Genomic DNA, 25,473 nt, shown 5'->3' on the forward strand with positions numbered 1-25,473 from the left:
GCTTCGCCCACCGGCCCCGGGCACGCCGCTTCGGCGCGGTCGGCGCGGCCGGTGGGGGAGGCATGTCGGAGCGCTGTGCGTCCGCTCCGGGAACGATCCTGCGGGCCGGCGGCCAAGGCGCGTTCAAGGCGTGGAAAAGGGGCGCCGAAGGGATAGGGGTTGACTTACGCGGTGGTACCGGCGGCCACCACGGCCCGCTCGCGCGCCCCGGGCAGTACGTGCAACGCGGCGGTCGCCGGCGTGTGAACGGGCACCGAAAGTCGGATCAACACGGGGATGTGGAACAGCGGCACGGCGTCGGCGCCGTCGCGCCAGATCTCCGCCACGCAGTGGTCGAGAAGCTGCCCGACCAGCATCTCCGCGCTCCAGGCGTCCACGCCGAGCAGGGTGGCGGCGCGGGCGATGGTGAACGGCTCGCCGCCGGCGGCCGACAGCAGTGTCAGCGCCTCGTACGCGGTCTGGTCAAGGCGCGCGCAAGCGCTGGCAAGGCGGGCCAGGATGTCGAAGGAACCCGTACGCAACTGGGCGATGCGGTGGCCCTCTTCGGCCAATCTCGCGGCGAGGTCGGTGACCGACCACATGGGCCGGGCGGCCAGCTTCTCGCCGGCGGCGCGCACCGCGAGCGGCAGGTTGCCGGTCAGCCGCACCACCTGGCGGGCCACCGCAGAGTCCGCGCCGGCCCGGCCACGGCCGGCCAGCGACGTGAACAGCTCGGCCGCCTCGTCGGTCTCCATCGGGCCCAGTTCCACGGTGGCCGCGCCCGGCAGGCCCGGCAGCCGCACCCGGGAGGTGATCAGCACGGCGCTGTCGGGGCCGCCCGGCAGCAGCGGCGCCACCTGGTCGGTGGCGGTGGCGTCGTCGAGCAGGACCAGCAGCCGGCGTCCCGCGCTCCAGTTCCGGAAGATGCGCGCGAGTTCCTCGGTGTCGCTCGGCAGGTCGGTCACCGGGTGCCCCAGGTCCCGCAGGAGCGCGCGCAGCACGAGCGCGGGCCGCACCGGGCGGTCGTCCTCGTCGTGCAGGCGCGCGTACACCTGCCCGTCGGGGAAGAGCGCCCGGGAGCGGTGCGCGGTGTGCACGGCCAGCGCGGTCTTGCCGGCGCCCGCGCCGCCCAGGACGGTCACCAGCCGGGGCGCGGTGCGCGTGCCGGCCTCGGGCCGCAGCAGCTCCTCCAGGCGGGCCAGCTCGACCCGGCGTCCGGTGAAGTCCGCTGTGTCCACGGGAAGTTGGGCCGGCGGCCGATGCCCCGCGGGCCCGGCGCCCGACAGGCCCACCGGGGGCGCGAGCCCCGCCGCGAGCGGATGCCCGGCCGGCAGCGGGTGGCCGGCCGGGTGGGGTGGGCCCGGGTGGGCGGGCTCCGGATGAGCGGCGGGGGCGGGTGCGGCCAGCACGGCCGGCTCGGGGCGTACGGACGGCTGGTCCAGTTCGAGGGTCTCGTTGAGGACGTCCCACTGGAGCTTCTGCAACCGCTCCGAGGGGTCGATGCCCAGGTCTTCGACGAGGTTGCGGCGCAGCCGGGTGAACGCGTCGAGGGCCATGCTGCGCTGGTCGGCCCGGTAGGCGGCGCGCATGAGCTGGGCCGTGAACTCCTCGTGTACCGGGTGCGCGGCGGTCAGCTGGCGCAGCTCACCCAGCAGGCTACGGTGCCGGCCCAGTTGTAGTTCGGCCTCGATGCGCAGTTCGAGGGCGCTGATGCGGGCCTCGGAGATCTGGGTGATACGGGCCGCGAGCACGGGACCGGCCTCCAGACCGGCGAACGGGTCGCCCCGCCACAGGGCCAGCGCGGAGCGCAGGGTGGCCACGACGTTGAGCGCGTCCCCCTTGCCCAGGGCCCGCCGCGCCTGGGTGACACGCCGCTCGAACTCCCACAGGTCCAGCTCGTCCACCAGCAGGTTGATCCGGTAGCCGTTGGGGCACGTCTCCAGCCGGTCGGTGGGGCCCGCCGCGCTCTGCAGCGCCCGCCGGAGTTGGTAGACGTAGGTCTGTACGGTCTTGCGCGCCAGCCGGGGCGGCTCGTCCTCCCACAGCTCCTCGATCAGCGCGGACGTGGTCACCAGCCGGTTGGCGTGGATGAGCAGCACGGCCAGGGCCCGCCGGGCCATGGGCGCCGACGGCGTACGGCTCTCGCCGCGCTCCCTGACCTCCATCGGGCCGAGCACGCCGATGCGCAGCGCCGATGGCTCGGTATCCAGCGTGCCCGCGTCGGGCAGCGCGCCGTCCTTCATGTTCTCCCCCGTGTTGCGTCGTCACATCGCGCTTGGCTCCCACCGAGACTCGCGGGGCGACCTGGCCCCGCCGCCTCATCCGGGCGGAGCCCGACCGGCCAGCCGCCCGGGCCGGGGCACGGACGCGGGCGCGGGGGCGGGCGGCGGCGCGGCGACAGGGCGCGGGCCGGTGGCCGGCCGCGGCGCGACGGTCGGCGGCTTCGTGGTGGGCGGCCACGTGAGGGTGGGCCGCGTGGTGGTGGCTCGCGTGGTGGTGGGGAGCGGCGCGGCCGGGTGGGGGCAGGCGGGCATCCGGGTGGGGGCCGGCCTCCTGTCGTGTCCCGGGCGGGCCGGGCCACCGCGTTCCGTCGGGGGGCGGGCCGCTAACCGCGGACGAGGTGGCCGGGTGCTCATGGGGCCGACCGTACGGCGCCTCGAAGATCGGCGCAGGAGGGCAATCGGAATCGGGCGACTAGCAGGAATCTGCCGTTGCCTTCCGCGACCTTGTCATTGGTCGAGTGAAACGACTGGCAGAAATCCCCGCCGTTCTTCCCTGGGGCGTGCGGGCGACGCGGATCGGGGTGGGCCCGGCTGTGGACCGAGAGGACGGATTCGGCCGATCGCGTCCGAGGACGGCGCACGCCGACCGCCTTCGCCCGAGCGAGCGGAAGAGAGAAAGGAGAACGGCGACCGCCCGGTGCGGCGACACGCATCCCTGGACCCTCCATGTCTCATGCTGACGAGTATGTTCCCAGCGATCCCGTTGCCCCCGTGGGCAGTTGGATCGCGTCCAGTGCGTCGCGCCGGTGAATCATGGCATACGAGCACACCGGATTTCCATGGTGATTTGGCCCCGCCGTTCTCCCTTCGCACCGGTCAACGCCTTGTTCATTGCCGAGACATATGAGTGCCATCCCTCCGGTGCGTCCGGTGTGAGCATCGGCACAGCGCCCCCGCGCCCCCGGCCAGCCGACCAGGCCCACGGCCCCACCTCCGACCCCGGCGGCCCCCCACCCCGCCCGGCGCGCCCGCCCCCGCCAGGGCCCGCCCCCGGGGTACGCCGTGGAGCCGGCCACGCCACCAGGGCGAACGCGCGCACCGGCGGCGCCACCCCGCCGCGTCGTCCCCGCCCGGCCCGGCCGGGGACATCCGCCCCACATCGACCGGGGCGCCCGGCCGCCCGTGCTCCCGATGTGCGCGGCAGCCCGCCGAAGGCCGCGCCGAATCGACCGGTACGCGGCGGGCATTTCCCCGCCGGCCGGCGACAGGGGGCCGTACGGGGCGCATACCGGAAATCCGTCGGACCCTCCCCCGGGGCCGGTCGAATTCGCTGTTCCCACCCGTCTCCGAGCCTCCCGGCGGGCACCGGCGAAGCCCTTTCTCGTGATTCCCGTAAGCGGCTTCACGGGCGACGGGGCGCGGGTGACGCGGGCACGCGCGCGGCAGCCCGCGACCCTATTCTCGCTGCCTCTGCCACCACTCCCCGCGAACCGGGGGACACCGGTAACGGAACGCCGAGCGAGGGAAGCGAACCGCGTGCACGGCGTACGGAGTTCACCCGGACACGTAGACGGGAGGAAATGTCCGTCGCCTCACCACACACGTATCGCCGACGCTTTCCCGCATTTCCCCCCACACTCCGCCACGACCCGCCCTCACTTCCCGCTCCCGGGCCCGCGAAAACGAATGCATGGCACCCGGAAAGGACGCAAGCGAAACGTGCCGGACCCGCCTCGTCACCACCCCGGGCGGAACGCCCCCGACGGCCGGGGCGCCCCGCACGCGGGTGCGCGCTGACCGAGGGTCGCGGGCGCGAAGTCGGTGGGCGGGCCCCGCACGTGACCGCGTGTCGGCGACGCGGGGCGATCAGGTGCTCCACGGGGACGGCGCGGTGGCCGATCAGTGGTGCGCGGGGGGCGGCGTACGCGAGCGCTCCGGCGCCTCGCACCGGACCGGGCCACGGGACGGGGCGCGCCGCGCGGCCCGGACCGCCGTCGCCCGCCTCCTCCGGCGTCGGCGTCGCGTGCCGGTGGCCGAGCGGGGCGACGGGCGAGGCGGAGCGCCGCGTCGAGCGGGGGCGAGGGGGCGAGCGGGGCGGGAGCCAGGGGCGAGCGGGGCGGGAGCGAGGGGTGAGCGGGGCGCGGGCGGCGGGCCCGTGACCGCTCGAAGTCGGCCGGCGCCGTGGTGGAAGGGGGCGCCGGCCTGACACTGGTGGCTGTCGGGTCGGGCCGGTGGTGCCCTGGTCGGGCGGCCGTTGTCAGTGGTCGGTCGTAGCGTGGGAGTCGTCCCAATCCACGCTGCTGGCTGCTGCGCGATGCGGACACCGGGCCGGACCCCGCCGGGGTCCGGCCCGCGCCCACCCCCGCCCGGCCACGGGCCTCGGCCCACCCGGGCGGGAGCGGGTCGACACGCCGACGGCGCCCGGCGACGGGCCGGTGGGCAGGAGGTACCGGTGGCGCTACCGCGCCGGGAGCGCGTCGACGAACTGGGCGATCGCGGCGGCGACATGCGCCCCCAGGTCGATCATCGCGTGTGCCTCGGGCACGTGTGGCACCCCCGCGAACTCCGGCAGACCGAGGAAGGAGAACAGCGGCGAGAGCGGGCCCAGCGCCGCCGCCCACTCCTGGGTGTCGCCCCACGCCTGGGCGCCTCCGACCAACCGCCCGTCCTCCCAGGCGTGCACCGCCAACGGGAGGGCGCACAGCGCGGCCAGCGTGGTCACCACGGGGGCCGCCTCGACCAGCACCCGGCCCGCCGGGGTGTGGTGTCCGAGCAGGCCGAGGAGGCTGCCGATGCTCGCCACGACCTCGCCGAGCGTCGGATAGGGGACGTCCTCGCCGGGAATGGTGGCCAGCGTCCAGTCGCCGAAGCCGGCCCCGAGCACGGCCAGCCCCGAGACCAGTACGCCGCCGTGGAAGTGGCGCAGCAGCGGCTGGTCGGGCTCGCGTGGGGCCCACAGGTCGATGCCGGCCAGCGCGAACGCCTGGTAGCAGGTGCTCATGCTGGTCAACACGCCCAGTGCCAGGGCCTGTTCCTCGCCGCCGGGGACCCGGTCGGGCCCGTGGAAGGGCCAGGTGCCGCGCGGGAACATGCTGGCCTGGGCGTCGCCCACGGTGACCTTGTACGCGATGGTCGCGGGGTAGGCGGCCATCAGCGCCAGCAGGCCGCCGACGGTGGGCACGTCGTCCTCCTCGTGCCGGGCGGCACGCGCGGCCAGCTGCCACAGCGGGGTCAGCCGTGAGCCGTCCAGCGGTGTGTTGAGCACGCTGGTGATCGCCTCCACGGCGCCGTGCAGGACCCGCAGCAGGCTGTGCGCGATCTCCCGCAGGCATCCGACGACCACCCGCAGGTGCTCCCTGGCCACGGTCAGCAGGTGGGCCAGATCCTGCCCGTACACCTGCCGTTTGGTGCCGAGGAGGCCGCCGACCGCGTCCCACAGCGCGTGCAGGTGGTGCAGGACGCGCTCGCGGACCGGGCCGAGCTCCGCCGCGAACGCCTGCTCCAGGGCCGGGTCGAGCCGGGAGGCGGGGAAGGTCAGCGGGCCCAGTTGCTGCAGTTTCTCCTCAAGCCAGCCGGCGATCGGGTCGTTGAGCGCCTCGAAGACCACCGAGTGGGGCACCGCGACGGCGATGCTCGCCTGGAACGTCTTGTCCTTGAGCAGGCCGTGGGCCAGCGTGTCCAACAGCCGGTCGAGGTCCCGCTCCCGCGCGTCGAGCCAGGCGTCGGCGGCCCGGTCCAGCCGGGCGAAGCCGTCGGCGTCCAGCACCTTCGCGGAGAGCCTCATGGCCCGCTGGAGCGCCGACTTGGCCTCCCACACGGCCTTCCAGTCGGTCGCGGTGGACAGCCAGCCCAGCACCTCCGGGGCGGTGACGCCGACCCCGGCGAAGCAGGCCACCAGGGCCCGTCCGCCCTCCTCCATGCCGCGCACGGGCAGCCGTACGCCCTCGGCGACCGCCCGTCCCGCGCACGTCAGCCCGGTCGCCGACCAGCTCGCCCCGTCGGTGGTCAGGGCGCCGACGCCGACCACGCCCCGCTCCACGCCGAACCACAGGTCACCGACGGCGAGCGGGTTCGCGACGGAGCCGGGCGGCGTCCCGTGCAGCGCGTGCAGGGCGATCTCGCGGATGGTGTGGGCGGTGCGGGCCACCTGGTCGGGGGCGGCGCCGGGGACCAGCGCCGCCAGCGCCGTGCCCTCGGCGTCGAAGACGGGCAGCCGGCCCCGGGCGTCACTCTCGCGCAGCGTGCCCGTGCCGGCGAGGTAGGCGAGCGTCTTGGTGCCGGGCCGGATGGTGGCCGTGGCGGACCCGCCCGGATCGCTCAGCACCACCTCCGACCTGGCCAGCGTGGTGGCCCGCACCATGAACCGCAGCAGGCCCGCGTGGTCGGTGCGAAACGGCTGGGGCTCCGTGGTCAGCGTGTGCAGCGTGGGCTCCGCGCCGGTCACCCCGGGCCGACGCCAGTAGATCTCGCAGTCGCCGGCGTCTGCCGCCCGCGTGAGGTGCACCTCGTGCAGGGCCAGTGGGGTGTTGGTGGCGTCGAGCACGCTCAGCTCGACGTGGTGGAAGTCCGCCGTGAACATCTCGCCGTCGGTGGCGACCCGGCGCACCTCGACCGAGCGCCAGCGCCGGGTGCCGGCCTGCTGGACGTGCAGCCGCAGGAGCGGGCCGTCGCGGTGGCAGGAGAACAGGGCCACGTTGCGCTCCCCGTGCTCCCGGCTGGCGACGGCGATATGGCCCACCTCGTGGTCGACAGGCACCGGCGCCAGCCAGTGGCCGGGCCGCTCGCGGCTCTCGCGGATCACCCACACCCGCTGCTCGGTGTCGAGCGCGTACACGTCGCGGACCTCGCACTCGCCGCCCGCGATCCGCTCCCGGCCACGGTGCGGGACGACGTCGGCGAACTCCACGTCGGCCGGCAGCGGCGGGACGGGCGCCGGCGTGAGCCCCCCGGAGCGCGGCGAGCGGCAGTCGAGCTGGGCGTGCGAGAAGGAGCCGTCACGGTTGAGGACGAGCAGCCGCGCCCCGTCGCCGTCCGGGTACAGCGCCACGAGTTGTCGCACCCGCTTGCCGTCCTCGGCGGTGAGGTACGCCTGTCCGCCCCCGACGCCGTCGGCGCCGTGGCACTCGACCCGTACGGCGTGCTCGTCCGTGGGCGTCACGCGCGCGGCGCAGGTGTACTGGTCGCCGCCCACCGTGACGTCCGTCAGCGTGCTGCCGCGCCCGACGTAGCCGAATTCCGCCTCCTGTGCCCGCCCGGCCCTGATCAGGCAGTACCGGCTCGCCCCGTGCCGCGCGTACGCCAACCCGCCGCCGTCGGTGCGCAGTTCCTCCCACCGCCTCCCGTCGTCGGCGCTCAGCCGTCGGGCCGGGCCGAAGACGCCGTCCGTCGGGTCGAGTTCGCACGCGTACAGCGCGCCCCGGGCGTCGAGCACCACGCAGCGCAGCGCGTGGCGCAGGACGACCACCTCGACCGGCTCCACCCCGGCCCCGAGGTCGAGTTCCGTCACCCGCCAGCCGTGCGGCACCCGTGGGTCCCGTACGACGTGCAGGGCCCGGCGCGGCAGCCCGTCGACCGCGCTGACCACCACCGCCTGCGGCAACAGCTCCCACCCCGCGGGCGTAGCGCCGGCGGTCGGCCGCTCGGGCAGCGAGCCCCCGGTGGGGGCGACCTCGCCCCACGCGTAGAAGGGTGCGACGGGGCGGGCGGAGGAGGTGTCCACCGGGATGCCCGCCGCGCGGAGCACGTCCTGCATCGTCACGTCCAACACCTGCACATGGGCCACGGCGGCCATGGCGGTCTCGTCGCGCGCTGTTGAGTTCATCCGTGTCTCCCTCTGCTGCTCACGTCGGAAAGGGGGTCACCGAGTTACCCGACCACCTCGCTGAGTATTCATTTGGTCGCAGTTCGTGATATATGCAGGCAGCGAGGAACGCGTACGGGTTCCGGCAGCGCCCACAACTCCCGCACGCCCCGCGCACGCTGCCCGCCACCGGCGCACGCCAGGGGCCCGCCGCGAAGGACGTCGGCCGCCACCGCCGCCCCGCCCCGACGGTCCGCCCCGCGTCGCCTCCCGGCTCCGCCCGACCTCGACCCGCCTCGCGAGCGGTCGCCGGCCGCCGACGCGGCACGCGCGCCCGGGAACGCCCCACGCCGGCGTACGCCCCGCATCTCCCCGCGCCGCCCGCGCCCGACCGCCGGACCGCGATCCGGGAGCGCTCCCCCGTTCCGCCGCCGGGGGAACGAGCCATCGCGGCCGGTTCCTTGCGGTGACGCGACGCCGAGGCGAACTTTCACGACCCCCCGTACGCGGAGTTGACGCGCGTAGCTCACTGCCCACAGGCTGGGGCGCGATCACGGCGACGGCCGCACCGGGCCGTACGCGCCGGGATGGACGGCTCACTCAGGCACGGACGGTCGGGAGGCCGGAATGCTCAGACGAACGACACGCTTGCTTGTCTCATTTGTCATGGTCATGGCTGGCGCAGTGATCGGCGTGGGCGCCACGTCCGGCACCGCACAGGCCGCCTCGTGTTACACCTGGAACCGCACCCTGTCCCCGGGTTCGTCCGGCGCCGACGTGACGCAGCTGCAGATCCGGGTGGCCGGCTGGGTGACCTCGGGCGAACGGCTCTCGTACGACGGCCAGTACGGCGCGCGCACCGCCGCCGCCGTGAAGAAGTTCCAGGCCGCGTACGGACTGGCCGCGGACGGCGTGGCGGGCCCCAAGACCTTCGCCAAGATCTACGCCCTCCAGGACGCGGACTGCACGCCGATCCACTTCACCTACGGCGAGCTCAACACGTGCAACTCCACCTGGGCGGGCGGCGCGGTCCCGGCGGCCACCGCCAAGGCCAACGCGCTCAAGACGCTATGGAAGCTGGAGGCGATGCGGCACGCGATGGGCGACGTCCCGCTCCGAATCTCCAGCGGCTTCCGCTCGTACGCGTGCAACAAGGCGGTCGGGGGCGCGTCCAACAGCCGCCACCTCTACGGGGACGCCGCCGACCTGGTCGGCTCGCCGAGCTTCTGCCGTCTCGCGCAGCAGTCCAGGACGCACGGCTTCTCGGAGATCCTCGGCCCGGGGTACCCCGGCCACAACGACCACACCCACGTGGCCCTCGACCCGTCGCCCTACTGGTCCGCCCCGACCTGCGGCATCTGAGGCCGCCGGAGCCCGGGACCGGCGCGCCGACGCCGTAGCCCCGGGCAGCGCGGCGTGGCACGTACCGGTCGCGGCGCCCGGGCCCGCGACCGGTACACGTCATCCCGCCGCACACCGCCGGGCCACCCGGCGCCCCGGCCCGTGCCCCATCGCGCCGCGTCCGGGCGGGCGGGCGAGGGCAGGGCTGCGACCTACGACCGCGCGGCGGTGGCGCCGAGCTCCGGGCGCGGCGCACCGACGGGGCGGAGCGTGGCCAGGGCACCGACCAGGGGCGCGAGTTCGGGCAGTTCCTCCGCCTGGCGCAGCGCGTCGGCCAGCGAGCCGTCATGCACGGGGCGCGCCTGGTCCAGCAGGGCCCGGCCCGCGATGGTGACCTCGGTGTAGATGCCCCGCCGGTCCTCCACGCAGATGGAACGCGAGAGCAGTCCGCGCTGTTCGAGCCGGCCCACCAGCCGGGTCGTGGCCGACTGGCTGAGCACCACGGCCCTGGAGAGCTCGTTCATCCTCATGAGGCGCTCGCTCTGCCGCGACAGGACGTCGAGAACCCCGTACTCGCTCACCGACAGGTCGAGTTCACGCTGAAGGGCGCGCTCCAACGCGTCCTCGATCAGTGCGTACAGAGCGGCCAAGGTACGCCAGCCCTGGGCGCGTAGCTCAACAGAACTGTCATCGACGGACACGGACACCTCACCACCTTGCCATGGACCGCTGCCACGGGGCGGTATCCCGCTCGCGCAACTGAGCGCGTACGCAACCACCGCGGACGCTGGCAACCCCAGCTCCCGTCGCGCGCTTTCCCCGGAGTTTACCGAGAGACGGACACCGCGCGTCGCCCAGCCCGGTGCGCCAACGGGGTTACGCCGGCGGCGACTTGACGCCACCCGCTCGACCCCGACGCCCCCGTACGACGATCCGCGCGCCAGCGACCCCCCGCGCGCCCACGGCGACGCGCACCCGGCGGCCTCGCCACCCCGACGCCTCGCCGTCCCGCGCCACGCCACCGCGCGACACGGCCGACGGCTGGCGCGCCACCAGCCGGAACGCGTGCGACGCACCCCCGCCCACCACGACTCGGCAGCCGCCGCCCCCCGAGGCGAGCCCACCTCGGGGGCCGGCGACACGCGCTCGGTGCCACGCGCGGGCGGGACGGCCACCCGTCGCCGACCGATGGACGCGGGCCCCCCTGGACAACTAGTTGTATCGACGTAATGATTGTAGGGACACAATCAGTCCGAGGAGCCGCCATGCCGCACCCCACTCCCCACCGGCGCTGGTTGGTGCTGGCCATCTGCTGCCTGAGCCTGCTGATCGTCAGCCTCGACGTCACCGCGCTCAACGTGGCCCTGCCGTCCATCCAGGACGACCTGGGCAGCTCGGTCTCCGGCCTCCAGTGGACGGTCGACGGCTACACCCTGGTGCTCGCCAGCCTGCTGATGTTCTCCGGCTCGCTCGCCGACCGGGTGGGCCGGCGGCGCGTCTTCCAGGCCGGACTGGTCGTGTTCACCACGGCCTCGGTGCTGTGCAGCCTGGCTCCCGGACTGGGGTGGCTGGTCGCCGCGCGCGTCCTCCAGGCCGTGGGCGGGTCGATGCTCAACCCCGTCGCCATGTCGATCATCAGCAACGTCTTCGCCGACTCCCGCGAGCGCGCCCGCGCGATCGGCGTCTGGAGCGGCGTCGTCGGCATCAGCATGGCGGCCGGGCCGATCATCGGCGGCGCGCTCGTGCAGGCGGCCGGCTGGCGGGCCGTCTTCTGGATCAACCTGCCGATCGGTCTGGCCGCCCTCGCCCTGACCCAGCGCTACGTCCCCGAGTCCCGCGCCGCCCGCCCCCGCCGCGTCGATCCGCTCGGGCAGCTCCTGGTCATCGTCCTCCTCGCGACCCTGACGTACGCGATCATCGAGTCGCCGACCGGAGGCTGGGGCTCGCCGCTGGTGACCACGTGCGCGATCACCGCGCTGGGCGCGCTGCTGGCACTGCTCTGGCACGAGCCCCGGCGCGCCGACCCCCTCATCGACCTGCGACTCTTTCGCTCCGTCCCCTTCTCGGGGGCGACGGTGACGGCGGTGGCCGCGTTCTTCTCGATGGGCGGCTTCCTGTTCGTCAGCTCGCTCTACCTCCAGAACGTACGACAGCTCGAACCGGTGCGCGCCGGCCTGTTCCTGCTGCCGATGGCCGCCATGGCGCTGGTCTGCGCGCCGCTGTCGGGCCGGATCGTCGCCGCCCGGGGGCCCCGGCTGCCCCTGGTGGCGGCCGGTGCGGCGCTGGCCGCGAGTGCCACGCTCCAGGCGCTCACCTACTCCGCCCACCTCTCGCTGGCCGTGCTCTTCTCCGCGTACGCGCTGTTCGGCATCGGCTTCGGCATGGTCAACGCCCCCATCACCAACACCGCCGTCGGCTCGCTGCCGCGCTCCCAGGCCGGCGTGGCCGCCGCGATGGCCTCGACCAGCCGCCAACTCGGTCAGGCGCTGGGCGTCGCGGTCATCGGCGCGCTGATGGCGACCGGCGCGCACCCGGCGACCACCGGCACGGGGGCGGCCGACACCGCCGTGGACGCGGCGGCCTTCACCGACGCGGGCCGCACGGCCTGGTGGCTCATCGCCGGCTGCGGCGGCGCGATCCTGCTGATCGGTACGCTCACCTCTGGTCGCTGGGCCCAGTCCACGGCCCAGCGCACCGCGCGGCGGTTGGCTGACGAACAGACCCCAGCGACGGTGAAGGCATGACGCAGCGCCCCCACGAGACGGACCACCGGGTGGACGACGCCACCCGCCAGGCGGCCACCCGGGCCTGGCAGGGCCTCCACACCCTCCTGCTGGACCGGCACAACCGCCGCAAGGAGGTGGCCGACGCGCTCGGCATGAGCTTCAGCCGGGTACGCGCCCTGCGCCGCATCGCGCCCGGCCCGCTCACCCTGCGAGAGCTCGCGCAGCGCCTGGGCACCGACCCGCCGTACACCACCGTCATCGTGGACGACCTCGTACGACGCGGCCTGGCCGAGCGGGTCACGCACCCGGTGGACCGACGCGCCAAACTCGTCCGCCTCACCACCGAGGGCCGCACCGCCGCCGAGCGGGCCACCGCCATCCTCTCCACTCCGCCCGAGGCCCTGCTGGCCCTGCCCCGCGAGGACGTCGAGGCCCTGGACCGCGTGGTCGGCCGGCTCCTCGACTGACCGGCCCCGGCCCGAGTCCGGCCCCGACCTCCCGGCCGGCCACACCGGAGACGGCCAACGCCCGTCCCTGGCGGAGCCGTTGGTAGCTGTCCTAGAGTGCGGGCACGGGCCCGCCCCGAGTCGGGCCGGGCGTGTGTCGAGCGGGGGGAAGAAGGGTGCGTGCCCGATGTCGGTCGGGCTCCTGTCCGCCATAGGCGTCGCCTCGTACGGAGCGACGATCTCCCTCCTGGCCCTCACCGCGACGTTCGCGCGCACGGCGTCGCGACGCCACGAGGCCCGCGCCACACTGGCCGTCATCACCCCGGGCGCCGCCCCCACCACAACCCCACCGGCACCACCGACCTCAACCAGCCCACCCGCCTGACCAGCGCGCCACACGGCGCCCGCCGGGCCCCACCACCCGACGCACCCGCCCCCGGGCGCCGACGGACGGGCCCCCACCCGCCGTGGCCCGGTCACGCCACCAGCTCGGGCACGCCGCCGCTCGGGCATGTCACCCGGGCAGACACAGCGCCAGGTCAGGCACGGCACCCGGCCAGGTCAGCGGCCTGGGCTCGGGTCCGGGTCCGGGTCCGGGAGGGCGTACAGGGCGAAGTCCGTCACCGGGCGGAAGCCGATCCGCTGGTACCGGCTGTCACTGGTGGCGTTCGCCAGGTCGGCGAAGAACGGCACGTGCGCCGTGCCACCAGCCAGCGCCGCCCGGCCGACCTCGCCCGTCACGGCCCCCGCGTACCCCCGATCCCGCAGGTGGGCCGGCGTGTGGACGGGGGGCACCCGGACCTGGCCAGCGATCATCGGCGTCGCGCCCGCGTGGCGAGAGGAGTGCCGTCCGGGACCGCCCAGAACCCGAACGCCCATGCGCCAGAAGGGCGTCGGCCCGGGCATGACCGTCGGAGAGCGCGACCCCGCCGACGACCTCGGCGAACTACCGGCACCAGCAGGCGAGTTGGCCACGGCCCGCCGCGCCGGCCAGCCGACACCGCCCCTCGGAGCGCGGCTGCGGCACGGCGAGCGTGCCCAGCCGGCACAGCCGCTGGCACGCGTGGAGGGACGGGGATGCCGGCGCCGGCGCACCGCCGCCAGACCGAGGCGAACGCCTCGACGGTCACGGTGTCGGCGCCGATGGCGGGGACGGTCGACACCTCGGCCAACACCGTCGTCGCCGACTCCTACCGACGGGAGGCGCTGATCAACCGGGCACTCCCCGATGCCGTCCCCGCGCCGCGCCTGCGCTGGCAGGAGGAGCGTGAGGGGTGGCTCGTCCTCGGCTTCGACGCGGTCGACGGGGGCCGTATGCCCGCCACGCCGTGGCGGACGGACGAGCTCACCGCCACCCTGGACGCGTACGCGCTGACCGCCGAGGCGCTCGCCACCCCCTCCGGGGAACTCCGACACGTCGACCTCAGGCCGGTCGGCGACAGCGGCGACTTCGACGACTGGCGAACCCGGCGCTCCGACGGCCCCGACGCCCTCCCGCTCCCCGACTGGATGCCCCTGGACAGGCTTGACGCGCTGGCCGACCTGGAGGCCGGATGGCGGGCGGCGGTGGCGGGCGACGCCGTCCTGCACCACGACCTACGGCAGGACAACGTGCTGATCGACGCGGACGGCACCGCGTCCATCTGCGACTGGAACTGGCCCTGTCTGGGCGCCAGTTGGTTCGACCTCGTGCTGCTGCTGGCCGCCGCGTTCGCCGACGGCCACGACGCCACCGCCCTCTTCCGGGCCCATCCCACGGCCCGGGGCGTGGCGGACGAGCAACTCGACGCCGCACTCGCCGCACTCGCCGGCTTCTTCCTGACCTCCGGCGCGCACCCCCCGGCGGCCTGGTCCCGGCACCTGCGCCAACACCAGACCTGGTGCGGCGAGGTGACCCTGCGCTGGCTGGCGGACCGCCGGGGCTGGCGACTCTGACGTCGCGTGAGGGTCGGCGCCGGGGTGGCCGAAGCCGGCGACCACCCCGCCGCCCCTGCGCCCCACACGGGGTGAGCCCGCACACCGGTCCCGCCCGCCGCCGCGCACCACGGCCCCGCCTCGCCCGAGGCGGGACCGCAGCACGGCACCGTGCCTCGGGCGCCGGCGACCGTGGTGGTGACCTGTCGCGACGCGAGGCGTCGGCCTGGCGGGAGGGAACGCTAGCCCGCCAGCGGGCGCCCCATCAGCTCGGCCAGCCGCGTCAGTTCGTCGCCGCCGTGACCCAGCCCGATGGCGCGCCGGGCCAGCCCCTCCGCCGCGCGCATGACACTGGCGTCGATGCCGTGCGCCTCCGAGGTGTGGACGATGTGGGCCATCGTCGAGGCCGCCGAGGTGAGCGGGTTGACCGTGGCGGCGTAGGTGCCCTTGTCCACCTCCACGGCGGCCTCGTCGAAGGCCGGCGGCAGGATCTTCCCGATGCCCTGGGCGAAGGGGGCCAGCTCTCGCGCGCTGATGCCCTCGGCACGGGCGACGGCCAGGGCGTGCATGTATCCGGTCATCGCCGTCCACCAGATGTCCAGCAACGCGATGTCGTACGCCGCCGCCCGGCCGATGTCCTCACCGAGATGGCTGTGGGCACCGTTGAGCGCGTCCAGGACCGGCTTGTGCTCGTGGTACAGCTCCCGCGAGCCGCTGTAGAGGAACACGCCGTCCGGTGTGCCGATGGTGGTGGTCGGCGTCATGATCGCGCCGTCGAGGTACCGCACGCCGTGTTCGGCCGCCCACGTCGCGGCCTCCCGGGCGCGGTCGGGGACGTCGGCCGACAGGTTGACCAACGTACGTCCCCTGAGCGCGGCGGTGACCTCGGGGCGCCGCAGGACGGAGTCCGTGGCGTCGTAGTCGACCACGCACACGACGGTCAGCCCGCTCGCGGCGACCGCCTCGGCGGCGGACCCCGCGCTGGTCGCGCCACGGGCGACCAGTTCCCGGTCCCGCCCCGGCGTACGGTTCCAGACCGTGGTGGCCACGCCGGCCGCCAGGAAGGCGCCGGCCAGCGCCCGCCCCATCGGGCCCAGCCCGATCACCGTGACGGCAGACTGGGGGGTGGTGTGAAGGTGTGCGGACATGCTTGAGCTCCCGTACAGAAGTGAAGATCTCGATGGATGGGGTGGTGACGGTGGCGCGTACGCGGGCGCAGGACCCGAACGTGTGCGGGGTGACCGCCGCGATCGCGGTGATCGACGGCAAGTGGAAGACGGCGCTGCTCTGGCTGCTCGAATCCGGCCCGCGCCGACCGGGCGAGCTGCGCCGAGAGCTGCCTGGGCTGACCGAGAAGGTGCTGACTCAGGCGCTACGCGAGATGGAGACCGACGGCCTGGTGCACCGCGAGGTGCACGACGTCCTGCCGCTCAAGACCGTGTACACCCTGACGGAGTTCGGCATGGACCTCTCCAGGGCCCTGGCCCCCGTGGCCGACTGGGGCTACCGCCGCCTGGACCTCCTCGCCGCCCAGCCCCCCGCCGACACGCACGCGGCCTCCTGACCCGCGCCTCCCGCACTCGATTCGCCCGACCCCGTGGCCTCGCACCACCAGGTTCCCCCACCCGCCCCCCGCCGCCTAGTACCCACAAAAAGGTGGCTACCCGCCCCGGGCTCCGGCCTTCGCCCCCGACCACCCGCCCCACAGGGCTACCCGGCACACGGCCGTCACCGCGTGCGGCACGCGCTGACGCCTCGCGGACCCGACGGCGGCGGCGCGGCGCCGCCCGCCGCCCCGCCAGAGAAACGTCGGCCCCCCCTGAGGCGTCGCCGCGACACCCGTCCACCGTGCGCGGCGCGGCGACCCGCCCGGCTGGCCACACGGGCGCGCCCGAACGATCGAGACAGGAGGCGGGCGACGGCCCCGCGTGCGACCTCCCCCGCGCGCGCACCGAGCAGGACCCGCCCCATGGCTGGAACGCCCTCAAGAGCGCGCCCCGGCCCGGGTAGACGCGGGGCCGTGCCGTACGCCGCGTCGCGGGCCGAAGCGAGAGACCCGTCAGCGGTTGGCGCACATCCACACACGCGCCGACGGCCGGGCCATTCCCCCGACCGCGCGCGATCCGACCATGGCGGATCATCAGGTCGCGAACAGCGCTGATCGCGCCGCCGAGATCAAAGAGAACGCCCGTCCCCATGCCGCGCCGCGCACGGCGATGAACGAGCCGAGGAGAGAGCTTCCGTCAGACGCGGCGCGCCCGCTTCCAGCCGTACGCGAAGAAGCGGCCCGGGTGCCACGGACCACCACAGGAACGCCAGGAAACAGCCCGCCCGACCGTTTGCCCACGCAAGCCCGTGGAACGGTTTCCCACGCCCCGGTAGGCCACCGCATGAACGTGCCGACATGACCGTGCGCGGGCGGAATCCGTGCGGCAGAAGTGCCAGCGGACCGCTCCTGAGGGAGCGTTTCTGCAGGTCAACTCGAATGTGCCGAGTGGGGCGGGTGGGACTCGAACCCACGACCGACGGATTATGAGTCCGCTGCTCTAACCGGCTGAGCTACCGCCCCGTAACGGCGCGTCGCGCACATCTGTGCGCGTCGTCTGCCGCAGCATAGCCGCTCATACGATCTGCTGCCCCTGAGGGTCCGCATCGCGCATGCATGAGGACTGCGGGCAGCGGGTGAGCGGTTCCCTGGTGGGGGAATCCGTGTCCGCGGGCATAAAAAAAGCCCCTGACGGGGCTCTTCTTTCAGCTCCCCCGACTGGACTCGAACCAGTAACCCTCCGGTTAACAGCCGAATGCTCTGCCAATTGAGCTACAGGGGACCGCGCTCCCCCGACTGGACTCGAACCAGTAACCTGCCGGTTAACAGCCGGCTGCTCTGCCAATTGAGCTACAGGGGATTGCTCCGTGTGCCTCGATTGCGCTCCCCTCCGGCTTCCCGGGGGGCGCGCGCTCGCTGCGACACATACATTAGCGCAAGCAGGGGGGTGCTTCGCCAATCGGTTCCCCGTGGATGATCAGGGAGTGATCAGAGGGTGATCACCGGCCGCCGCGGGTAGGCGGGCAGCACGACCCAGCGGGGCTGTTGTCCTCCGCGTGCTCCAGCGGCAGCGGAGAAGCCAGGAAAGGTGGAGTGATGCGCTACCGGCTGACGTTCATCACCGGAGTCGCCGTCGGCTACGTGCTCGGCGCACGGGCCGGGCGCGAACGGTACGAACAGTTGCGCAAGAGCGCGCAGCGCGTCTCGCAGAACCCGGCGGTCCGGAACACGGCCGAGGCCGCCGCGCACAGCGGGCGCGAGGCCGCGGGCAAGGCGTTCGACGCGGTGAGCGCGAGGTTCGGCGACCGGCTCCCCGACTCCGTGTCGGCCCGGGTCCAGTCGCTGCGCGAGCAGCGCAACGCCACGGAGGACGACTGGGGTACGAGCAACACCTAGGTCTGTTCGTCGTCGGGGCGGGCTGGGGGCGACGCTCCGGGCCCGCCCCGCCTCGTACGCCCACCGCCAGCACCCGTGGCCGCACGCCGCGCCCCCACCCGTGGGGCCCCACGCCGCTCACCCGTCGGGCCTCGCGCGCCGGCGCCCCCGCGCGCGCCCGCACGCACCAGCTCCCGCGCCGCCACCTGCGCGCTTCCCGTCGTTCGCGGCCCTCGGCGCGCGGCTCGGGCGTGCGGCACAGACCGGCGGCACCCCCCGCGCCGCCCCCCTCATCGCCGTCCCCGGCTCCCCCACGTACCGCCTCGGCTTCCGCGCGTACGCCCCCGCGCCGCCCGCGCCGGGCTCTCCCCCGCCACCACCCACGGTCTGGGCGCCGGCACCCCGCACCCGGCACGTGCCACCAGCCGCGCGAGCCCGACCACCGCGCCCGGGCACCCTGGCCCGGGCAGCCGTACCGGCCGGGCACGCGCACGCGCGGGTGGCGTGGGGTCGGGCGGCGTCGGGCGGTCTCGGTCGCGCGGGCTCCGGCGGGGTCGCGGGGCGGGGAGGGCGCTTTTCAGGGTTGCCACGGAGCCGTGATCCGAGCAGGTCAGGGGCGGGTTGTCGAGGGGTGGGCGAGGTGGGGGGCGGACCGTGGCGCGGTGGGGGGTGTGGGATGAGGCATTATCGGGGCCCATGGGGATAGTCGCCGGGTTGGACAGTTCGTCGGAGAGCACGCGCGTCGTCGTCTGCGACACGGACACGGGCGCCGTGCTCAAGCAGGGTTACGCTCCGCACCCCGCCACCGGGGTGGACGTGGACCCGCAGGCGTGGTTGCTCTCGTTGGGAGAGGCCGCGGACGGCGGGCTGCTGGAGGGTGTGCAGGCCATCGGCGTCTCCGCCCAGCAGAACGGGGTGCTGGTCCTGGACGCGGGCGGGGTGCTCGTACGCCCCGCGATGCTGGGCAACGACAAACGGGCCCAGACCGCCGCCGCCGACCTGGTGGACGCGCTCGGCGGGCGCCCCGCGTGGGCCGAGGCCGTCGGGTCCGTCCCGCACGCCGGACAGGCGGTGGCGAAGCTGCGCTGGTTGGCGCGGGCCGAGCCGGAGGCGGCGCGGCGGGTGGCCGAGGTGCTCCAGCCGCACGACTGGCTCGTGTGGCAGCTGCTCGGGCGCCCCGCGCGGCGGACCACCGATCGCGGCGCCGCGTCCGGCACCGGCTACTGGTCGGCCGCGACCGGCCAGTACCGGTCGGACCTGGCCGAACTCGCGCTCGGCCACCCGGTGCGACTGCCGGAGCTCATCGCGCCCGCCGCACCCGCCGGGCACACCCCGGAGGGGCTGCTGATCTCGGCCGGTACGGGCGAGACGATGGCCGCCGCGTTCGGTCTCGGGGTCTCCCTCGGTGACGCGGTGGTCTCGCTGGGCGCCTCGGGGTCGGTGTTCGCCGTGCACCACGAGGCCCTCGCCGACCCCACCGGCACCATCACCTCGTACGCGGACGCCACCGGCATGCACCTGCCCGTGGTGCACACGCAGAACGCCGTACGGGCCCTGCGCGGCACCGCCGAGTTGCTCGGCACGGACCTGGAGGGGCTGTCCGAGCTGGCGACGAAGTCCACGCCCGGCTCGCACGGCCTGGTGCTGCTGCCGTACCTGGAGGGCGAGCGCACCCCGCACCTGCCGCACGCGGCGGGCACGCTGTCGGGGTTGCGCCGGGAGAGCATGAAGCCCGAGCACCTGGCCAGGGCGTCCTTCGAGGGCATGCTGTGCGGGCTCGCCGACGCGCTGGACGTGTTGCGCGGGCGCGGCGTCGAGGTGCGGCGGGTGTTCCTGCTGGGGCCAGCGGCCGGGCTGCCGGCCGTGCAGGCCATCGCCCCGTCGGTGCTGGGGGCGCAGATCGTGGTCCCCGAGCCGGCGGACTACGCGGCCATCGGCGCGGCCAGGCAGGCCGCGTGGGCGCTGGGGGTCGAGCACGGCACGCTCGCGCCGCACTCGCCGCCGCAGTGGCCGGCCGCGGCGAGTCAGCTCTTCGAGCCCGGGGACGAACTGGCCGTGGGGCAGTCGGTGCGCCAGCAGTTCGGGACGGTGCGCGAGCAGATCCACCCCGACGCCTTCGGCTGGAACGCGACGGCCTAGCGGCGGCCGTCGGCGGGCGCCGCCCGGGGGCGCGTCAGTCGAGGTAGCCGCGGAGCTGGTCGGCGAAGGCGTGGTCGCGCAGCTTGCCCAGGGTCTTGGACTCGATCTGGCGGATGCGCTCGCGGGTGACGCCGAAGATGCGGCCGATCTCCTCCAGCGTGCGCGGGCGGCCGTCGGTGAGGCCGTAGCGGAGCTGGACGACCTTGCGTTCGCGTTCGCCGAGGGTGGACAGGACCGCCTCCAGGTGCTCGCGCAGCAGCAGGAAGGCGGCGGACTCCACCGGGGAGGTGGCGTCGCCGTCCTCGATGAGGTCGCCGAGCGCCACGTCGTCCTCCTCACCGACCGGAGCGTGCAGCGAGACGGGCTCCTGGGCCAGGCGTAACACCTCGCTGACGCGCTCCTCGGGGACGCCGAGGTGGTCGGCGACCTGGGCCGGGGTGGGTTCGTGGCCGTTCTCCTGGAGCATCCGGCGCTGGGCGCGCACCACGCGGTTGATCAGCTCGACGACGTGCACCGGCACCCGGATGGTGCGGGCCTGGTCGGCCAGGGCGCGGGACATGGCCTGGCGGATCCACCAGGTCGCGTACGTGGAGAACTTGTAGCCGCGCGCGTAGTCGAACTTCTCGACCGCGCGGATCAGCCCGAGGTTGCCCTCCTGGACGAGGTCGAGCATGGTCAGCCCGCGCCCCACGTACCGCTTGGCCACCGAGACCACCAGCCGCAGGTTGGCCTCGATCAGGCGCCGCTTGGCCATCCGACCCAGGACCACCAACCGGTCCAGGTCCAGGGCGAGTTGGGTGTCCAGGTCGGCGGCGCCGGCCAGCTTGGCCTCGGCGAAGAGACCGGCTTCGACGCGGCGGGCCAGCTCCACCTCGTCGGCCGCCGACAGCAGCGGGATGCGACCGATCTCGCGCAGGTACTGGCGGAAGAGGTCGGAGGAGGGGCCGGCGGCGTCCGGTCGGGGCGGCCGGGGCGCGGCGGGAACGGTGGGCCCGGGAGCGGGCTGGGGCGCGGGCGCGATGGACTCCGGCGGGCCGGTCCTCGCCGTGGGGGGCCGGGTCGTACGGGTTCGTGTCGTGTCGGCCCGTGTCGCGTCGGGCGGGGCGGGGCGGTCCGGGGCGGCGGGGGCGGTACCCGGTTCGACCTCGTCGTCGGTGCTGGGGCGACAGGAGGGCGGGCTCTGCGGTGGCACCGGGGGGGCCACGGGGGTGCGGGTCCGGGTCTGCACGGGGGCGACCTCCAGGGTGATCGCCGCCGGATCGTGGGCGGCGTTCGGCGGCGGGGCGGCTGCGGGCTGACCGCCACCCGTCCCGTACGTCGTGAGTGGGTATGCGGGGGAATGTGGGCCTGTCCGGCCGGCACCACCACGCTCCGAAGGCTCAGGCACCGGGTCCAGTGTGGGGCACGACACACTTCCGCCACGAGGGGCGTGCGCGCACTTTCTGGGACCGGTGCGTGACCGGACGGCTACAGCGCGGCGACTCCGCGCTCGCGCAGCGACTGCCCGTACTGCTGGAGGACCCACAGTTCGTTCTGGACGGCGGCCAGGTGGGCGGGGTCGGCGTGCGGGCCCAGGCGCTGGAGGGTGCCTCGGATCTCGCTGATCCGCCGGTTGACGGCGGCCAGCCGCACGGCCACCAGCTGCACCCCCGCGTACACCTCGTCGGCGTCGCGGCGGGTGTGCGGCGGCTCCACGGTCAGCTCGGTGACCAGGGCCCGCACCGTGTCGTCGGGGGCGGCCTCGCGCACCCGCGCCACGTAGTCCCCGTCGGCCGAGGAGACGCCCCCGGCCTCCTCGATGACCTCGCGGACCACGGCGTAGGGCGGGGCGGTGAACTCGTCGGCGCCGTACGCGTCGAAGGCCGGGGCCACCAGGTCGGGGCGCTGGAGGGCGAGCTTGAGCAGCTCGCGCTCGACGCGGTGGGCGGGGCTGCGCAGGTTCAGCGCGGGGCCGCGCAGCCCCGGTGGCGCGGCGGGGCGCGATCCGGCGGCGAGTCCCGCGCCGGGCTGGCGGGGGCCGCCCTCGCGGCCGTGGGAGCCGTTGCCACGGGTGTCGGGGCCGCCGCGCTGGCCGCGCTCGCGGTTCCAGCGGGCGAGCTGGGCGACGCGGTTGACCACGAACTGGTTGTCGATGACGTATCCGAGCAGGCCGGAGAGCATCACGGCGTACCGGTGGCGGATGGCGGCGTCCTTGATGTTCGCCACGATGGGCGCCGCCTCCTCCAGGGCGGCGGCCTGCCCCTCCGGCGTCTCCACCTCGTACTTGTCGGTGACGGAGCGGATGGCGAACTCGAAGAGCGCGGTGCTGTGCTCGACGAGACTCCGCACGCCCTCGTCGCCCTTGGCCAGTCGCAGGTCGCACGGGTCCATGCCGCCGGGGCTGATGGCGATGGCGGTGCGGGCGGCGAACTTCTGGTCGTCCTCGAAGGCGCGCAGGGCGGCGCGCTGTCCCGCGGCGTCGCCGTCGAAGGTGAAGACGACCTTGCCCCGGGAGTTGTCCATCAGCAGCCGGCGCAGGATCTTGATGTGCTCGCTGGCGAAGGCGGTGCCGCAGGTGGCGATGGCGGTGGTGACGCCGGCCAGGTGGCAGGCCATGACGTCGGTGTAGCCCTCGACGACGACGGCGTGGTTGGTCTTGGCGATCTCCTTCTTGGCCAGGTCGATGCCGTAGAGGACCTGGGACTTGCGGTAGAGCGGGGTCTCGGGGGTGTTCAGGTACTTCGGACCGTTGTCGTCGTCGCGCAGCTTGCGGGCGCCGAAGCCGACGACCTCGCCGGTGATGTCGCGGATGGGCCACATGAGGCGGCCCCGGAAGCGGTCGATGGGGCCGCGGCGGCCCTCCTGGGCCAGCCCGGACACCAGGAGTTCCTTGTCGCTGAAGCCCCGGCCGCGCAGAAAGCGGATCAGGTGGTCCCAGCCTGCCGGGCTGTACCCCACGCCGAAGTGCTCGGCGGCGGCCTGGTCGAAGCCGCGCTGGGTGAGGAAGGCGCGACCGATCTCGGCCTCGGGGCTGGCGAGCTGCTCGGCGTAGAACTGCGCGGCGACCTTGTGCGCCTCGACCAGGCGGGTGCGCTCGCCCTGCTGGCGCCCCGGCGTGTACCCCCCCTGCTCGTACCGCAGGGTGATGCCGGCGATGGCGGCCAGGCGCTCGATGGTCTCGGCGAAGGAGAGGTGGTCGATCTTCATGACGAAGTCGACGGTGTCGCCGCCCTCTTGGCAGCCGAAGCAGTAGAAGAGGCCCTTGGAGGGGCTGACCTGGAAGGACGGGGACTTCTCGTCGTGGAAGGGACACAGGCCCTTGAGGTTGCCGCCGCCTCCGTTGCGCAACTGGAGGTACTCGGACACGACGGCGTCGATCGGGACCGCGTCCCTGACCGCCTTCACGTCGTCGTCATTGATCCGTCCTGCCACGCGTGAATTCTACGGCTGCCCCCTGACACTCCCGCCCACGCGGGCCTAGAGCTTGATCACGAAGGCCAGGTGTCGGCCGGCGGGAGGCAGGTCGAACTCCTCCCCCACGGCCGTGAAGCCCTGGGCCCGGTAGAAGTCGCCGGCCCCGGCGCGGCCGTTGCACCAGGCCCAGCGGGCGCCTCGGGAGGCCGCCTCGGCCAGTCCCGCGCGCAGCACGGCCGCCCCGTAGCCCCGGCCCCGGACCGCCGGGGCACTGGCCAGGCCCCGGAACCGGTAGGCGGGCCCGGCCTCGTCGGGCGGCCCGGCCAGCTCGGCCGCGGCGGGCGGCATCGGGTCGGGGAAGAGGGTCACACAGGCCAGCGGCGGCCCGCCGGCGGCGGGGGTCGCGGCGGCGACGGCGGGCGCGGGCGTCGCGGTGGCGGGGGCGGCGGCCGGATAGGCGGCGAGGTGGAAGACGCCGGGCGCGGCGTCCTCGGGGAAGGCGGCGGTCGCGCGGGGCAGCCCGGGGCGGAGAACCGACCAGCGCAGGTCGAAGATCTCCGCCACCGGGACCACGAACGTGACGATCGACATACCGCCACGCTACGGGAGCGGCCCACGCCGGGGCGCGCGCCGCCCCACGGCGTGGGGTCGGCCGGCTAGGGGAGCAGCGAGGCCAGCGGGACGGCCGGGTCGGCCAGGGCCTGCGGGTCCAGCGGGACGCCGGCGCGGATGAGGGCCTGGATGGGCTCGGTGACGTCCCACACGTTGACGTTCATCCCGGCCAGCAGCCGCCCGTCGGCGTCCAGCCAGAAGCCGATGAACTCGCGCTTGCCGACATCGCCCCGGCACACCACCTGCGCGTAGCTGCCGGGGGGCGCGTAGCCGGAGTACTCCAGGCCCACGTCGTACTGATCGGAGAAGAAGTACGGCACCCGGTCGTACGTCACGTCCTGGCCGAGCATGGCGCGCGCGGCGGCCGGGCCGCCGTTGAGGGCGTTGGCCCAGTGCTCGACGCGCAGCCGCTCGCCCTCGGGCAGGGCGGCGGAGAGCGGGGACAGGGGGAAGGCCGCGGCGTCGCCGGCGGCGTAGATGTCCGGGTCGGAGGTGCGCAGGCCGGCGTCGACGGCGATGCCGCCACGGGCGGGGCCGACGGACGGGGCGATCTTCAGGCCGGCGGCCTCCGCGAGCGCGGTGCGGGGGGCCGCGCCGATCGCGGCGAGCACGGCGTGCGCGGGGTGCTCCTCGCCGTCGTCGGTATGCACGGCCAGGACCATGCCGTCCTGCCCGGTGATCTCGGTGAGCCGGGCGCCGAAGTGGAAGCGGACGCCGTGGCTGCCGTGCAGGTCGGTGAAGAGCGCGCCGAGTTCGGGGCCGAGGACGGTGTGCAGCGGGCCGGGCTCGGGCTCCACGACGGTCACCTCGGCGCCGTAGCCACGGGCGGCGGCGGCGACTTCGAGGCCGATCCAGCCGGCACCGGCGATGACCAGGTGCCCGTTGTCGCGCCCCAGCGCGGCCAGCACGCCGCGCAGCCGCTCGGCGTGGGCCAGGCGGCGCAGGTGGTGCACGCCGGCCAGGTCGGTGCCGGGGATGTCCAGCCGGCGCGGCTCGGCGCCGGTGGCCAGCAGCAGCCGGTCATAGTGGATGCGGGTGCCGTCGCCCAGGCGTACGCACCGGGCCGCCGGGTCGAGGTGGACGGCGGGCTGGCCGAGGTGGAGTTCGATGTGGGCCTGCGCGTACCAGCTCGGCTCGTGGACGAAGACGCTGTCGCGCTCCTGGCTGCCGCTGAGGAACCCCTTGGACAGGGGCGGGCGTTCGTAGGGGTGGTCGCGTTCGTCGCAGATGAGGATCACTCGGCCGGTGAAGCCCTCGGCCCGGAGTGTCTCGGCGGCCTTCGCCCCCGCGAGCCCTCCTCCGACGATGACGAACGTTTGATGTGCGTCGACCACTTGTCGCCTCCTCGCTCACGCGCGGTACGCCCGCGCCCCGGGGGGTACCCCGGTACGCCTGTGCGGGTGTATGCCCATGCGGGCACCCCCCGTGAACGTCTGGTGTACGCCCAACCGCCCACGTCGGTCCAGTTCGGTCCAGCTCA

At 74.6% G+C, this 25,473-nt stretch carries 17 protein-coding genes and 3 tRNA genes; 8 read left to right on the plus strand and 12 right to left on the minus strand.

Annotation, left to right across the window (positions count from 1 at the left end):
• Nucleotides 1–164 precede the first annotated feature (164 nt).
• On the minus strand, nucleotides 165–2,222 hold the full coding sequence (locus ACFVFR_RS14315) for a BTAD domain-containing putative transcriptional regulator (protein WP_383701107.1): 2,058 nt from the start codon (nucleotides 2,220–2,222) through the stop codon (nucleotides 165–167).
• A gap of 2,437 nt (nucleotides 2,223–4,659) precedes the next feature.
• Complete coding sequence (locus tag ACFVFR_RS14320; protein WP_383701108.1) at nucleotides 4,660–8,022, minus strand: hypothetical protein; 3,363 nt, start codon at nucleotides 8,020–8,022, stop codon at nucleotides 4,660–4,662.
• 606 nt (nucleotides 8,023–8,628) lie between these two features.
• On the opposite strand from ACFVFR_RS14320, the gene ACFVFR_RS14325 reads away from it, so the two are divergent.
• Complete coding sequence (locus tag ACFVFR_RS14325) at nucleotides 8,629–9,363, plus strand: D-Ala-D-Ala carboxypeptidase family metallohydrolase (protein WP_383701110.1); 735 nt, start codon at nucleotides 8,629–8,631, stop codon at nucleotides 9,361–9,363.
• A gap of 191 nt (nucleotides 9,364–9,554) precedes the next feature.
• Here ACFVFR_RS14325 and ACFVFR_RS14330 read toward each other — a convergent pair whose 3' ends face one another.
• Entirely contained in the window at nucleotides 9,555–10,043 is a 489-nt protein-coding gene (locus tag ACFVFR_RS14330) for a MarR family winged helix-turn-helix transcriptional regulator (RefSeq protein WP_383701112.1), read from the minus strand.
• Between the two features lie 564 nt (nucleotides 10,044–10,607).
• Between ACFVFR_RS14330 and ACFVFR_RS14335 the strand changes: the two genes are divergently transcribed.
• The 3 genes from ACFVFR_RS14335 (at nucleotide 10,608) to ACFVFR_RS14345 (ending at nucleotide 12,899) form a co-directional block, all read left to right on the plus strand.
• Entirely contained in the window at nucleotides 10,608–12,086 is a 1,479-nt protein-coding gene (locus ACFVFR_RS14335) for an MFS transporter (RefSeq protein ID WP_383701114.1), read from the plus strand.
• Entirely contained in the window at nucleotides 12,083–12,535 is a 453-nt protein-coding gene (locus tag ACFVFR_RS14340; protein ID WP_383701116.1) for a MarR family winged helix-turn-helix transcriptional regulator, read from the plus strand. Before ACFVFR_RS14335 ends, ACFVFR_RS14340 begins: the two co-directional genes overlap by 4 nt.
• Before the next feature lie 166 nt (nucleotides 12,536–12,701).
• Nucleotides 12,702–12,899 carry a hypothetical protein gene (locus ACFVFR_RS14345; RefSeq protein ID WP_383701118.1) on the plus strand — a complete coding sequence of 66 codons (198 nt, stop codon included), beginning with the start codon at nucleotides 12,702–12,704 and terminating at the stop codon, nucleotides 12,897–12,899.
• Between the two features lie 176 nt (nucleotides 12,900–13,075).
• On the opposite strand, the gene ACFVFR_RS14350 is transcribed toward ACFVFR_RS14345, so the two are convergent.
• Nucleotides 13,076–13,255, minus strand: a complete 180-nt coding sequence (locus ACFVFR_RS14350; protein WP_383701120.1) for a hypothetical protein — start codon at nucleotides 13,253–13,255, stop codon at nucleotides 13,076–13,078.
• A gap of 336 nt (nucleotides 13,256–13,591) precedes the next feature.
• Between ACFVFR_RS14350 and ACFVFR_RS14355 the strand changes: the two genes are divergently transcribed.
• Entirely contained in the window at nucleotides 13,592–14,449 is an 858-nt protein-coding gene (locus tag ACFVFR_RS14355) for an aminoglycoside phosphotransferase family protein (RefSeq protein WP_383701122.1), read from the plus strand.
• A 221-nt stretch (nucleotides 14,450–14,670) separates the two neighbouring features.
• Here the strand turns inward: ACFVFR_RS14355 and ACFVFR_RS14360 are convergent, their stop codons facing one another.
• Nucleotides 14,671–15,576 (minus strand): NAD(P)-dependent oxidoreductase, encoded by a 906-nt coding sequence (locus ACFVFR_RS14360; protein ID WP_383701123.1) that lies wholly within the window; start codon nucleotides 15,574–15,576, stop codon nucleotides 14,671–14,673.
• A gap of 50 nt (nucleotides 15,577–15,626) precedes the next feature.
• Here ACFVFR_RS14360 and ACFVFR_RS14365 point away from each other — a divergent pair, with 50 nt between their 5' ends.
• Nucleotides 15,627–15,992, plus strand: a complete 366-nt coding sequence (locus tag ACFVFR_RS14365; protein ID WP_383701352.1) for a winged helix-turn-helix transcriptional regulator — start codon at nucleotides 15,627–15,629, stop codon at nucleotides 15,990–15,992.
• A gap of 931 nt (nucleotides 15,993–16,923) precedes the next feature.
• On the opposite strand, the gene ACFVFR_RS14370 is transcribed toward ACFVFR_RS14365, so the two are convergent.
• The 3 genes from ACFVFR_RS14370 to ACFVFR_RS14380 all read right to left on the minus strand — a co-directional run bounded on the left by ACFVFR_RS14370 (nucleotide 16,924) and on the right by ACFVFR_RS14380 (nucleotide 17,334).
• Nucleotides 16,924–16,997 (minus strand) — tRNA-Ile (locus ACFVFR_RS14370).
• Nucleotides 16,998–17,183: 186 nt separating this feature from the next.
• Nucleotides 17,184–17,256: transfer RNA gene (locus tag ACFVFR_RS14375), tRNA-Asn, on the minus strand.
• A gap of 5 nt (nucleotides 17,257–17,261) precedes the next feature.
• A tRNA-Asn gene (locus ACFVFR_RS14380) sits at nucleotides 17,262–17,334 on the minus strand.
• A 236-nt stretch (nucleotides 17,335–17,570) separates the two neighbouring features.
• Between ACFVFR_RS14380 and ACFVFR_RS14385 the strand changes: the two genes are divergently transcribed.
• Together ACFVFR_RS14385 and ACFVFR_RS14390 are read left to right on the plus strand one after the other, a co-directional pair.
• Entirely contained in the window at nucleotides 17,571–17,870 is a 300-nt protein-coding gene (locus ACFVFR_RS14385) for a YtxH domain-containing protein (RefSeq protein WP_383701125.1), read from the plus strand.
• Nucleotides 17,871–18,545: 675 nt separating this feature from the next.
• Nucleotides 18,546–19,988, plus strand: a complete 1,443-nt coding sequence (locus tag ACFVFR_RS14390) for an FGGY family carbohydrate kinase (RefSeq protein WP_383701127.1) — start codon at nucleotides 18,546–18,548, stop codon at nucleotides 19,986–19,988.
• 34 nt (nucleotides 19,989–20,022) lie between these two features.
• Here the strand turns inward: ACFVFR_RS14390 and ACFVFR_RS14395 are convergent, their stop codons facing one another.
• The 4 genes from ACFVFR_RS14395 to ACFVFR_RS14410 all read right to left on the minus strand — a co-directional run bounded on the left by ACFVFR_RS14395 (nucleotide 20,023) and on the right by ACFVFR_RS14410 (nucleotide 25,327).
• Nucleotides 20,023–21,375, minus strand: coding sequence for an RNA polymerase sigma factor (locus ACFVFR_RS14395; protein WP_383701129.1), 1,353 nt, complete (start codon nucleotides 21,373–21,375; stop codon nucleotides 20,023–20,025).
• Between the two features lie 80 nt (nucleotides 21,376–21,455).
• Entirely contained in the window at nucleotides 21,456–23,399 is a 1,944-nt protein-coding gene (gene dnaG, locus ACFVFR_RS14400) for a DNA primase (RefSeq protein ID WP_383701131.1), read from the minus strand.
• 45 nt (nucleotides 23,400–23,444) lie between these two features.
• Nucleotides 23,445–23,972: a GNAT family N-acetyltransferase gene (locus ACFVFR_RS14405; RefSeq protein WP_383701133.1), complete on the minus strand. Its 528-nt coding sequence runs from the start codon at nucleotides 23,970–23,972 to the stop codon at nucleotides 23,445–23,447.
• Between the two features lie 65 nt (nucleotides 23,973–24,037).
• The gene (locus tag ACFVFR_RS14410) at nucleotides 24,038–25,327 is read right to left on the minus strand and encodes an NAD(P)/FAD-dependent oxidoreductase (RefSeq protein ID WP_383701135.1); all 1,290 of its coding nucleotides are present in this window, start codon (nucleotides 25,325–25,327) and stop codon (nucleotides 24,038–24,040) included.
• Nucleotides 25,328–25,473 lie beyond the last annotated feature (146 nt).

Source organism: Streptomyces sp. NPDC057702 (assembly GCF_042799315.1).
Taxonomy (GTDB): Bacteria; Actinomycetota; Actinomycetes; order Streptomycetales; family Streptomycetaceae; genus Streptomyces.